Here is an 11,983-nt window from a genome sequence, read left to right as displayed (position 1 = left end):
CAGCTGCTCTACCTGTCATTGGCCCTAATCCTAATGGACCTGTTCTATCACCACCTGGCATAGCACACCTCCAAAAATTTTTTCTACCTTAAATGTAGCTAATAATATATTAATAACATATGTTCAAAATGTCAATATGATTTTATTACTACTATTATTAAAAATCTTGTTGACTACATTAATCTTTACAAATATAGTATCTAATATTAAAAAATGAAAAATAATAACCTTAATTTTCTAATCACAAATAAGCCATTAAACATAAAAGAATTGATAGATAGCTTTTATAACAAATTATATGATTCTACCGGCACAATCCTCATTCATCACGGCAAAGCTAAATATCCCGGCAAGTACATAAAAAACTATAAGCATATTATAATCAGTCTGTTAGTAAAGGAAAATGAGATTAAAGAAAATCTATTAACCATTATAAATAAATATAATATTAATAAAATACATATAGCTCATAGGATTGGTATAATATATAAAAATGAGGCAATTTTGTTCATTGCTGCCGAGGCAACAGAGAGAAACAGTGGTTTTAATTGTATCAGAGAAATCCTAGAATATATGAAGCAAGACAATATATTCTTATTAAAAGAAATAAGTTTTTAAATAAATAATTTTTTTATTACTATCTTGTAAGATCAGATGCCCTACTTTTATATGATTCCTTTAGCAATTATTGATAAATTTTAATCAATTAAACTCATTTGCCAATTATTCAATTCTTAGATTATTAATCAATATGTTTCCTATATTGTTTAGTTTATCATATGATTCAAGTCCCAAAAAATCAAAGGGTATCTCAGCAATAGGCTTTCCACCAGCAAGATTAACTATCAATTCTATATACTTACTTTGCTTATTATTAAAACTCTCACAGGAAACATCGGTGTTTATTTTATTAATGACTAATCCTTGAATAAACATCCTATATTCATCCAATATTTTTATTATGTCAACAGTCCTATTAAATACTACTTTCTCAGGATTAGTTACAATAATAAAAGCTGCATTCTCTTTTAAGTAATTATATACAAAGTCTGATAGATTTATCCACTCATTTATAATATCTGTAATGCTTCTTTTACCGCTAATCTTTCTCCTTAATCTATCAATACTTTCATATATTTTTGCACCGGATTTTAAATGTTTCTTTAGTAGTTGTGGCATATTTAACAAATTCAATGTCTCACCAGCAGGGGCTGAATCCCATATAATCTTATCAAAATCTCCTTCCTTTGAAATTTCTACAATATAATCTAGCATTGTCTCTTCACGCAATGATGGAGCTGAACCTATATATTCTAAAAGACTATGCCTTGATGACCTATCAAATTCATCCAAATTCACTATATTTGATAACATTTCATAAAAATCTGGCCCAAACTTTTTAACCCAACGATCTGTAATTATTTTTTGATCTAAAGCAGTGGCATATAGGTGTTTCTTTACTCTAGTAAATTCAGATCCTATTTCAATATTCAAAACATCCCCAATAGCAGGTGTGAAATCTGTTGATAAAAGTAATGTTTTTATGTTTTTATTTGACAGCGCAATGGCAATTGATGCTGCACATGTGCTTTTTCCAACCCCACCTTTTCCACAAATTAGATAGATATCTCTCACAATTATTTACAATACTATTTTCTGCATATAAATGAAATAATAAATCAAACACATCGTGTTTATCACTAAAACTAAAATTCAAAATTGCTGTAAGTATTATTAAATTATAAGTTTTATAAAAACAATTTAATTATAATTTTAACAAACATTTATAATTATTATAAGTTAATTTTACTTGAATTAATCTTTTATATATTATATAAAATAAATAAAAATACTTGAGGGTGCAGATATGAAAAGAATATCTTATTTACTTTTATCTTCATTAATATTAGTAGCATTCTTTTTTACATCTAATACATACGCATCCATTAGTAAAGAAACACAAACCTGTTTAAGTTGCCATAGTACTGTTACTCCAGGCATTGTAGCTGACTGGAAGAAAAGTAGACATTCAACTATTTCCCCAGAAGAGGCAACAAAGAAACCACCTCTTAAAAGAAGGGTTTCAAGTAAAGATATTCCTGATCATGTTAAAGGCAATGTAGTAGGCTGTTATGAATGCCATGCATTAAATCCTGATACACACAAAGATACTTTCAATCACAATGGCTTCAAGATTCACGTAGTTGTAACTCCAAAAGATTGCGCCACATGCCACTCTCAAGAAGTATTAGAATATAGTAAAAACATTATGTCTAATGCTCATAACAACCTATTAAAAAATCCTGTATATCATAATCTTGTGGACACTTCAGATGGCGTACAAGTTTTTGATGGCAATGATACTATATACAAGCCTGCTGACGAAGAGACTATAGCAGATTCTTGCGCATATTGTCATGGAACTAAGGTAGAAGTAAAAGGATTAAAGAAAATAAAAACAGATTTTGGTGAAATGGAATTTCCAATTCTATCAGGATGGCCAAACCAAGGTGTGGGTAGAATTAATCCTGATGGATCAAAGGGTTCCTGCACATCTTGCCATACACGCCATCAATTTTCTATTGCAATGGCTAGAAAGCCAGCTACTTGTTCTGAATGCCATAAAGGACCTGATGTGCCAGCATATAAGGTTTATATGGTAAGTAAGCATGGAAATATTTATAGCTCAATGAGTGATAAATGGAATTTTGATAAAGTCCCATGGGTATTAGGTGAAGACTTTTCAGCTCCAACATGTGCCACATGCCATGCTAGTTTAGTTGTAGATAAAAATGGAAAAGTAATAGCTAATAGAACACATCAAATGAATGATAGACTTCCTTGGAGAATATTTGGACTTCCCTACGCCCATCCTCATCCTATATCCCCTGATACCACTATAATTAAAAATAAAGATGGATTGCCCCTTCCCACAGAGCTTACAGGTGAATATGTATCACAATATCTCATAGATTCTAAAGAAATGGATATTCGCAGAAATAATATGAAAAACGTATGCAAAGCTTGTCATAGCACTAATTGGGTAGATAATCAATATGCAAGATTTGAAAACACAATAAAAACAACAAATGAAATGACCTTGGCAGCAACAAAAATTCTTTTAAAGGCATGGGATTTAGGGGTTGCTCTTGGCCTAGCAAAAGGAGATAGTATCTTTAATGAAGCTATAGAAAAAATGTGGGTAGAACAATGGTTATTTTTCGCAAATTCCACTCGATTTAGTTCAGCTATGATAGGTGCAGATTATGGAGCTTTCGCAAATGGCCGCTGGTATATGAGTAAAAATATACAACAAATGAAGGACTGGCTTGAATTTAAATTAAAAGAAAATAAGGAATAATTTAATAAGATAATTAAAATAATTTTTCCTTTTTTATATAAACTTCCCCATTGAAAAAGGCAATAAGTTTATTGCCTTTTTCCTTTTTTATTGTTATTTTATATAAACCAATTTTATTACTTCTGCTTATCTCTTCGGCGGTAGCAACCAATTCATCACCTAAATATGCTGGATTTACAAAATTTATATTAGCATTTATTGCTAGGGCAACATTTCCATATAAATTTGAGATTAGAGCAAAGGTAAAATCAGCTAGTGAAAAAATAGCACCGCCATGGCAAACATTTGCAGCATTAAGCATATTTTCTTTCACTAACATTTTAGTTATAACATTTCCTTTTTCTGCTTTAACTATTTCAATATCAAATAAAGATCTGATTTTGTCTTTCTCTTTCATAAATTCTACAATTTTTTCCATACTCACCTCTTTTTATTGAACTAACATATATCACAACAGATAACAAATATAATCATGTACATTCAACATCATTAACACTCTTTTAGCAGTAATTTATATTAATTTTGTAATATAACATACAAAAATGTTATCTTAATAACAAATTATATAAATAAATATCAAAGAAAAGGCAACAATTAGCACATATAAGCATATACCAATATTGGCATTATTCTTGCAATAAATTACATAATATAACATTAAGAGGCTGAGAATGCATATATATCTCGATGATACAACATTAAGAGACGGCGAACAAACACCTGGTATATCATTTAATAGAGAAGAAAAGTTAAAAATTGTAAAATATTTATCCGCTTTAGGTATCGATGAAATTGAAGCTGGTATTCCAGCTAGTGGTATTAAAGAGATTGATGATTTCAGAGCAATATTAGAACTAGATTTAGGCCCAAGGATTATAGCTTGGAATAGGGGTTTAATAAAAGATATTGAAAAATCTATTTTAGCCGGCGCTAAATCTGTGGAAATATCTTTTCCAGTAAGTGATATACAGATTAAATACAAACTATCAAAAGATAAAAAATGGATAATAGAACAGTTAAAAAGGGTTCTCTCTTATGCTAAAGAAAAAGGAATTAAGTATATCTCAGTTGGCGGAGAAGATTCATCAAGAGCTGACATTACATTCTTAAGAGAATTTATATTAACTGCAAAAAAATATAATGCTAATAGATTCAGATTTTGTGATACCTTAGGCATTTTGGATCCTTTTAAAACATTTGAAATTATTAAACAATTAATAGACTATACAGATTTTGATATAGAATTCCATGGACACAACGATTTTGGACTAGCAACAGCAAATGCTATTGCCGCTTATAAAGCTGGAGCAAAATATATTAATACTACAATTATGGGCCTCGGTGAAAGAGCAGGAAATACACCATTAGAAGAGATTGCAATGTATCTATATTATATTGAGAAAAATGACAAAATAATAAATAGACTTAGTAATAATATATTATTACTTAAAGAAATGCTCTATTATGTTTCTAAAATTACAAGAAAACCAATCCACCCACAAAAACCTATATTTGGTGATTTTATGTTTACCTATGAATCTGGGATACATGCTAATGGCGTTATTAAAAATTCTTTAAATTATGAGTATATAAACCCAGAAGAATTTAATATGAAAAGGCAAATTGTTATTGGTAAAAACTCTGGTAGATCTATGCTTAAAAAAATATTAGATGATGCTAATCTAGGTTATAATGAAGAATTGTTAGAAATTTTACTCAATAAATGTAAAAATAAGGCTGAAGCAGATAGAAAATATTTAAATGAAAAGGATGTAATAAATATTTATAACACAATGACTAAACCAGTATGCAACTAGCTATAATCTACTTGCCTTATTTTTAAAACTTCTATTCACTATTTATAATATCTGCTCATAACCATCTGAAGCTTAATAATTATTAACCACAAGAAATGAATTCTCTACCAATTTAACATATATAAATTGACGTATAAACAAAATAATAGTATTATAAAATTATTATATGGAGGCTATTTAATATGTTATCCTTTGAAGAATATATATCATTAGATGCTACAGCTCTAGCTGATTTAGTTAAGAAAAAAGAGGTTAGCCCAACTGAACTTGTGGAGATATCAATTAAAAGATTAGAAGAGATAAATCCTACTATAAATGCTGTAATATCAAAAACTTATGAATATGCAAGGGAAAGAGCTAAAAAACTAACCTCTCAAAATCTATCAAATAAAGCTTTTCCAGGGGTTCCCTTTTTAATAAAAGATATTTTACACCCACTAGCAGGGGTACCTCTTACTATGGGCTCAAAATCATTGAAGGATTATATACCTGAGAAGGACAGTGAGTTAATCAAAAGATATAAAAATACAGGTCTTATTATAATTGGCAAAACTAATGTTCCAGAATTTGGTCTTCTTGCTATAACAGAACCAGAGCTGTTTGGGCCAACAAAAAATCCATGGAATACCAAACACTCACCAGGTGGCTCAAGCGGAGGCTCAGCCGCTGCTATAGCAGGTGGCGTTACACCTATAGCTCATGGTAATGATGGTGGGGGATCAATTAGAATACCCTCGTCATATTGTGGACTATTTGGCCTTAAACCTTCAAGGGGAAGACTTCCTACAGGTCCTGATAATGGTGAGATATGGCAAGGGGCTGTAAATGATCATATACTTGCTCGCTCTGTTAGAGATAGTGCATTAATGTTAGATTCCACATTAGGTGAAGATCCTGGAGCTCCTTATATTATTGAAAAACCTGAAAAACCCTACATAGAGGAAATTAAAATCGATCCTGGAAGACTAAGAATAGCATTCAATACAGAATCACCCATTGGCACAAATGTAAATGAGGAGCATAAAAATGCAATATTTAAGACTGCCAAAATTCTTGAAAAGTTGGGGCACTATGTTGAAGAAGATAAACCAGAAATAGATGGTTGGAAATTAGCTAAAAGCTATTTATGCCTATATTTTGGTGAGGTTAATGCATCCATTAAAGAAATATCATTAATTAGAGAAAGAAAAGTAAAATCTTCAGAAATAGAATCCTTAACTAGAGTTCTCTATGAAATGGGGCGTGCTTTAACTGCTGGTGAATTTGTTATATCAAAAAAATATTGGAATTGCGCGGCACGTATTATGGGTAAATTCCATGAAAAATATGATATATATCTAACACCAACAGTTGCATTTCCACCTCCATTAATTGGTGAATTACTACCAAATAAAATCGAAAAATTACTATTTGCTCTTGTTCATAGATGTAGATTAGGAAAACTTATAAAAAGCACAAAGATTATTGATACAATTGCAAAAGAGAGTTTAGAAAGAACACCCTTTACACAATTGGCAAACCTCACAGGGCAACCTGCTATGAACGTTCCCCTCTTCCTAGATAAAAATGGTCTACCTATAGGTGTTCATTTTATGACCAAAAATGGAAGTGAAAATATACTATTTAGACTAGCAGCCCAATTAGAAAAAGAAAGACCATGGTTTGATAAAATACCAAAACTTATAAAATAATTAATGCGCCTCAAAACATAGCCTATTTAATTTTAGTAAATGGGCAGCTCCTGCAATAGTTGTTCCGTAAAAATATATATCTTTTTTATAGGCTTTTGCGTTTTGCAATATATCTGCTATACTGCCATTGGCAATTGTTGAACCCGTTGATAATATAATATCTACTTTACCAAATAAGTGACCACTATCTTTATAACCATCATAGATTACTAAATTATTTATATTCTTGCCTACGTTATCTTTATTTCTATCTAATACTATTAACTCAAAATCCTCATTTAATGCATCAGCAATTGCTGGTTGGTAGCCAATAAGCAATATTTTCTTATAATCTTTACCCCTTAAAAATTCTGAGATTTTTTTAGCGCACTCTGTAGGCTCTTCATCTTTACAGTGAACAGTTTTTATACTCTGCTCCAAAAATCTTACTACAGCATTTATAGTAGCAACCAAAATTGCTTTTGATGAGTTCTTCTCCAAATCTAAATTCAATACCTCTGAAATAGTTCCATTGAAAATAGCCGGACTATCTGTATAAGCTTGACCTTTAAAACCGTTAAAGTCTGCCTCTATTAGCACTTCTTTACCATTAAGAAGAGGAAAATCTTTTCTTTTCGGATTGCCTATTGCCTCATTTGGGTCTAATACCCTACAACTTATCTTAATCTCACTGTCCAAAGGTATTTTACCATCTATATATTCTTTAAATGTGTTAATTAAATTATTATAAAACTCAAAACAATCTTTCATTACCATTATAAATCTCCTTTAATTTTCATATATTTTCCACATCTATGTCTGTAACCAGGCCTATCTAAATATTCTATCCCACAACTACTACATCTTGATCTTTTTCTAATTATAACATCCCCACCTTCAAGAACCATTGATTTTGCCTCAACTAATGCCTTTGAAACTTTATGCCTTGCCCTTTCAACAAGTCTTGTAAAGGTAGGCCTTGAAATACCCATTAACTCAGCTGCATCAACATGCTCCATACCCAAATAATCAGCTAATCTAATAGCTTCATATTCATCAAGTGTAATATATATTTTATCTATTAACTTAGATGGTATGCCCCTTGGTTTAAACTCATCAACTTTTGGTTTTTCACCAATAATTTTAGTTTTAAAAGGTCTAGCCATAGAAATATAATAACCATATGTCTACAATAAGTCAACTAGCCACCTTAAATATTTAGTAGCTAGCTTAGGTTGTTTTTTTTAATTCTGCTATTCTTTCATTAATCCTTTTTAACTCTCTTTGGAGATCTTCTGCATATCTTTTTAAATATTCTAATTCTTGTTCTTTAGTGTTTTCTATATTATAATCTCTAAAACCTATTGGCTCATAACCCCTGAAATATGCTGCACACCTTGGGAGCCCCCCTCTACCTATTCCTACATAGGGCCAACCAGGAGAACTACCTCTAAATGCAAATCCACGTCCAAACATTTTTCACCTCCTTAAACTAGTTTCTAATATTTATATTATAAACTTATGTTCATAATGTCAATAATTTTTAATTTCTACTATTCCTATTGACAAATAAACATATGTTCATTATTTTATCATAAAAGCTAAGGAGGTGCTATTATGCCAAACTTTGATGGAACTGGACCACTTGGAAAAGGTCCTGGCACAGGTAAAGGAAGAGGTAAGTGTAAGAGTGGTAGAAATCTTAGAAAAAATAAGATGGGTGATATTAGTAAAAAATCAAGAAACATAATTGATTCTAATGAAAAAGATAAAAGATAATTAAAAGGAGAATCAATATGAAAAGGAATATTGGAAATATAGATAGACTTATTAGGATTGTTATTGGGTTATTAATAATTATAGCTGGTGTATATTTTAAAAGCTGGTGGGGGCTTATTGGCTTTATACCTATAATCGTTGCTGTAATAGGATGGTGCCCCCTCTATGTACCTTTTGGTATATCTACACGAAGAAAACAATAAATATGATAAAATCCAATATATATAACAAATACAATGTATAAAATTGCATTTATTAGCGGCAAAGGCGGGACAGGTAAAACAACTGTAGCTATCAATTTTGCAAAGCTTCTAAGTTATAACGTAAAAACCCTACTAGTTGATCTAGACGTTGAAGAACCTAACGATAATCTATTTTTTAAATATAAAGTCCTTGATTCTAAAGCTTATGATTTTAAACCTGAATTCGATTTAAATAAGTGCACCTACTGCATGGAATGCTCTAAAAAATGTCAATACGGTGCAATTGCAGTAGCTCCAAAGTTTCTAAAGTTTTTTGAAGAGTTATGCCACGGTTGTACTGCCTGTAAATATATATGTAAATATAATGCAATAAAAGATAGTCAAAGAGAAATCGGAACAATATATTACAACCTTGATTCAACACCTTCCATTGTTTATGGATACCTAAAAAACAGTTCAACAATGACAACCGAGTTAATTAGACAGGTAAAAAGATTTGTCAACAATAATAAAGAGAACTTTGACCTTATTGTATATGATTGCCCACCAGGGAATAGTTGTCCTGCTATTGAAGCAGTTAAAGATGCTGATACTGTTATAGTTGTTGCAGAGCCAACCCCTTTTGGATTACATGATTTTAAGATCATAGTTGAAACATTAAAAATCATAGGCAAACCTTTTTATATCTTTATAAATAAAGATGATAGCGGTTTTTCTGATTTAGAAAATTATTGTATTAATAATAACTTAAAAATAGTTGGCAGAATAAAATATAGTGAGACTATTTCAAAAGCATACGCCAAAGGTTTATTTATATGTGAATCCAAGGAAGTAGCAAAAGAATTAAATAACATTAACAACATTATATTAAACACAGTGAGTAATTCAAATGAAAGAAATATTAATTGTTAGCGGCAAAGGTGGAGCAGGAAAAACTACTGTGGCATCAAGTCTAGCCTTATTTTTAAATGAAATCGATGTTTTAGTAGATGCAGATGTGGATGCCTCAGATCTACCTATACTATTTGAACCTAAAATAATAGAAGAATCAACCTTTTATTCAGGCGTTATACCTGAAATTGACTTAACTACTTGTACAAATTGCAAAATTTGTAAAGATCACTGTAAATACAATGCTATAGAAATCGACAAAAAAAATAACACTCTCTTCATAAATGATTTGAACTGTGAAGGTTGTGGCCTATGCAGTTTTATATGCCCTGAAAATGCAATATCTTTGAAAAAAAGAGAAACTGGCAGAAAACTTATTTCTATAACAAAACTTAACACCACAATGTGTCATGGAATATTGAATGTTGGAGGTGAAAATTCAGGAAAATTAGTAGCTGCTGTTAAGCAAGATGGTAGAATTGTTCTAAAGAAACAAAAGGGAAATTATATAATCATTGATGGACCTCCTGGAATAGGGTGTCCTGTGATATCAGCAATGACAGGTGTAGATATTGTTATAACAGTTATTGAACCAACACTATCAGGTATTCATGATGCAAAAAGATTGATTGAACTTGCTAAATACTTTAACATAAAAAGCTTTGCAATAATCAACAAATATGGCCTAAATAGTGAAAATGAAAAATCAATAATGACATATCTGAAAAATGAAAATATACCACTCTTGGGCACAATAGATTACACAAAGGAAGTCATAGAAGCCCAGAAAAAAAAGGTTCTCCTCTCAGAGTATAATGATTATTTTAACGAATTATTTAAAAATATTTGGAGTAACATATTAAAAAACATATCAAAAGGAGGTAGCTATGAAATTAGCTATAACATCGGAAGGTAACAATATTAATGCAAAACTAGACGCTAGGTTTGCAAGAAGTAAATACTGGTACATCTATGATACTGAAAAAAAGGATGGTTATTTTTTTGACAATAGTGAGAATATTGATGTTGAGCATGGTGCAGGTATTAAAGCTGCTTCAAAATTGTTAGAATTACAGATTGATGCTCTTATAACTGGTGACATTGGACCTAAAGCAAAGAATACCCTAAAAGACAAAATAGCTATATATAAGGGTGATAACAAAAGTGTAAAAGAGAATTTAGATTTATTTCTTGAAAATAAATTAAATAAATTAAATAATTAACATTAGGAGGATACCTATGAAGATAGCAATACCATCTGAAAATGGAGTCTTAAGTCCACATTTTGGGCGTTGTGAAACCTTTTATATTGCAACAGTGGAAAATAGTAAAATCATTGAGAGTGAATCCTTAATTCCACCTGAACATGGCCAAGGTGTGTTTCCTCAGTGGCTTGCAGATAAAGGTGTTAATATAATCATTGCCGGTGGTATGGGCCCAAAAGCTGTGAACTTTTTTAATCAATATAATATTGATGTTTATTTAGGCGCAGAAACAAAAAAGGTAGAAGAATTGGTTAATGATTTAATTAATGATAAATTAAAAACCACTGGCCAGTCTTGCCCAGGTGGACATTTACATCAATGCCATGATTAAAAAACAGCCCTATTTTATTATAAAAATAGGGCTGCTACCTGTTCAGCTAATTTATCTGATATAATTAAAGAAGCCTTTTCTTTATCCAATCTAGTTTGTGTTGCCTTAACAGCAACCTGTAAAGAATCATCTTTCTGTTTACCATTTATATTTTCTACCACTCTAACATCAACCACACCTGCAAATGTTTTAACAGGAAATAAAAAACCAGTTGCTGCTCCAGCTGCTGCACCAACTGCCCAACCAGCTAATGCTCCACCTATATCAGGATCAATAGCAGCAGCTCCAGCTAAAGCTCCAAAAGCTGAACCTTCAAAAGCACCCTCAGCTGCCTTGTATTTTTTTACATCGTCGACAAATAAAATATTTGCTCTTAATTCATAGTCAGCTTCATCTGGGTTATCTACAAACTTATAACCACCATTTGCTAGATAACCTATTAATTTCTCCTTAAAATTAAGATTATAATTTCCTGAGGTATTGGTAACCCTAACATAAATCTTTTTTCTATCCTCAGAGGGTGTTAAAAATACTGACTTACTAAATTTAACATCCGTATCTAATTCAGAGTGCTCTATACTACTAATAATAGGTGAACAAGAAGATATATATAAACCTATAAAACTTATAATAATTAACACAATATATTTTCTTAAGCTACTCTCC

16 protein-coding genes are annotated in these 11,983 nt (G+C 30.9%); 10 read left to right on the top strand and 6 right to left on the bottom strand.

The window, feature by feature from the left end; genetic code table 11:
- Positions 1 to 213: 213 nt before the first annotated feature.
- The gene (locus SVN78_05490) at positions 214 to 618 is read left to right on the top strand and encodes a molybdenum cofactor biosynthesis protein MoaE (protein ID MDY6821055.1); all 405 of its coding nucleotides are present in this window, start codon (positions 214 to 216) and stop codon (positions 616 to 618) included.
- 105 nt (positions 619 to 723) lie between these two features.
- Here the strand turns inward: SVN78_05490 and SVN78_05485 are convergent, their stop codons facing one another.
- Positions 724 to 1,635: an ArsA family ATPase gene (locus SVN78_05485; protein ID MDY6821054.1), complete on the bottom strand. Its 912-nt coding sequence runs from the start codon at positions 1,633 to 1,635 to the stop codon at positions 724 to 726.
- A gap of 232 nt (positions 1,636 to 1,867) precedes the next feature.
- On the opposite strand from SVN78_05485, the gene SVN78_05480 reads away from it, so the two are divergent.
- Positions 1,868 to 3,361, top strand: a complete 1,494-nt coding sequence (locus SVN78_05480; protein ID MDY6821053.1) for a multiheme c-type cytochrome — start codon at positions 1,868 to 1,870, stop codon at positions 3,359 to 3,361.
- A gap of 13 nt (positions 3,362 to 3,374) precedes the next feature.
- Here SVN78_05480 and SVN78_05475 read toward each other — a convergent pair whose 3' ends face one another.
- Positions 3,375 to 3,779 carry a hotdog fold thioesterase gene (locus tag SVN78_05475; GenBank protein ID MDY6821052.1) on the bottom strand — a complete coding sequence of 135 codons (405 nt, stop codon included), beginning with the start codon at positions 3,777 to 3,779 and terminating at the stop codon, positions 3,375 to 3,377.
- Positions 3,780 to 4,032: 253 nt separating this feature from the next.
- Here SVN78_05475 and aksA point away from each other — a divergent pair, with 253 nt between their 5' ends.
- On the top strand, positions 4,033 to 5,178 hold the full coding sequence (gene aksA / locus SVN78_05470) for a homoaconitate hydratase (protein ID MDY6821051.1): 1,146 nt from the start codon (positions 4,033 to 4,035) through the stop codon (positions 5,176 to 5,178).
- A gap of 182 nt (positions 5,179 to 5,360) precedes the next feature.
- On the top strand, positions 5,361 to 6,869 hold the full coding sequence (locus tag SVN78_05465; protein MDY6821050.1) for an amidase family protein: 1,509 nt from the start codon (positions 5,361 to 5,363) through the stop codon (positions 6,867 to 6,869).
- Here the strand turns inward: SVN78_05465 and SVN78_05460 are convergent, their stop codons facing one another.
- The 3 genes from SVN78_05460 to SVN78_05450 all read right to left on the bottom strand — a co-directional run bounded on the left by SVN78_05460 (position 6,870) and on the right by SVN78_05450 (position 8,324).
- A complete protein-coding gene (locus SVN78_05460) occupies positions 6,870 to 7,625 on the bottom strand; it encodes a DUF364 domain-containing protein (protein ID MDY6821049.1) in 756 nt (251 codons plus the stop codon).
- Positions 7,625 to 8,014 carry a DUF134 domain-containing protein gene (locus SVN78_05455; GenBank protein ID MDY6821048.1) on the bottom strand — a complete coding sequence of 130 codons (390 nt, stop codon included), beginning with the start codon at positions 8,012 to 8,014 and terminating at the stop codon, positions 7,625 to 7,627. Before SVN78_05455 ends, SVN78_05460 begins: the two co-directional genes overlap by 1 nt.
- A 64-nt stretch (positions 8,015 to 8,078) precedes the next feature.
- The gene (locus SVN78_05450) at positions 8,079 to 8,324 is read right to left on the bottom strand and encodes a DUF5320 family protein (protein ID MDY6821047.1); all 246 of its coding nucleotides are present in this window, start codon (positions 8,322 to 8,324) and stop codon (positions 8,079 to 8,081) included.
- 141 nt (positions 8,325 to 8,465) lie between these two features.
- Here SVN78_05450 and SVN78_05445 point away from each other — a divergent pair, with 141 nt between their 5' ends.
- From SVN78_05445 to SVN78_05420, 6 genes are read left to right on the top strand one after another with little or no spacing between them, the layout of a single operon-like run.
- On the top strand, positions 8,466 to 8,627 hold the full coding sequence (locus SVN78_05445; GenBank protein MDY6821046.1) for a DUF5320 domain-containing protein: 162 nt from the start codon (positions 8,466 to 8,468) through the stop codon (positions 8,625 to 8,627).
- A gap of 17 nt (positions 8,628 to 8,644) precedes the next feature.
- Positions 8,645 to 8,830 (top strand): DUF2892 domain-containing protein, encoded by a 186-nt coding sequence (locus tag SVN78_05440; protein MDY6821045.1) that lies wholly within the window; start codon positions 8,645 to 8,647, stop codon positions 8,828 to 8,830.
- A 33-nt stretch (positions 8,831 to 8,863) separates the two neighbouring features.
- Positions 8,864 to 9,742, top strand: a complete 879-nt coding sequence (locus tag SVN78_05435; protein MDY6821044.1) for an ATP-binding protein — start codon at positions 8,864 to 8,866, stop codon at positions 9,740 to 9,742.
- Complete coding sequence (locus SVN78_05430) at positions 9,720 to 10,637, top strand: ATP-binding protein (GenBank protein MDY6821043.1); 918 nt, start codon at positions 9,720 to 9,722, stop codon at positions 10,635 to 10,637. Before SVN78_05435 ends, SVN78_05430 begins: the two co-directional genes overlap by 23 nt.
- On the top strand, positions 10,609 to 10,944 hold the full coding sequence (locus SVN78_05425) for a NifB/NifX family molybdenum-iron cluster-binding protein (GenBank protein MDY6821042.1): 336 nt from the start codon (positions 10,609 to 10,611) through the stop codon (positions 10,942 to 10,944). Before SVN78_05430 ends, SVN78_05425 begins: the two co-directional genes overlap by 29 nt.
- Before the next feature lie 16 nt (positions 10,945 to 10,960).
- Positions 10,961 to 11,317, top strand: coding sequence for a NifB/NifX family molybdenum-iron cluster-binding protein (locus SVN78_05420; GenBank protein ID MDY6821041.1), 357 nt, complete (start codon positions 10,961 to 10,963; stop codon positions 11,315 to 11,317).
- Between the two features lie 17 nt (positions 11,318 to 11,334).
- On the opposite strand, the gene traT is transcribed toward SVN78_05420, so the two are convergent.
- The coding region (traT, locus tag SVN78_05415) for a complement resistance protein TraT (protein MDY6821040.1) at positions 11,335 to 11,983 on the bottom strand (649 nt) is incomplete at its 5' end.

It is taken from the genome of Deferribacterota bacterium, from assembly GCA_034189185.1.
Lineage (GTDB): Bacteria > Chrysiogenota > Deferribacteres > Deferribacterales > UBA228 > UBA228.
This window is presented reverse-complemented; position numbering and strand designations above follow the sequence as displayed.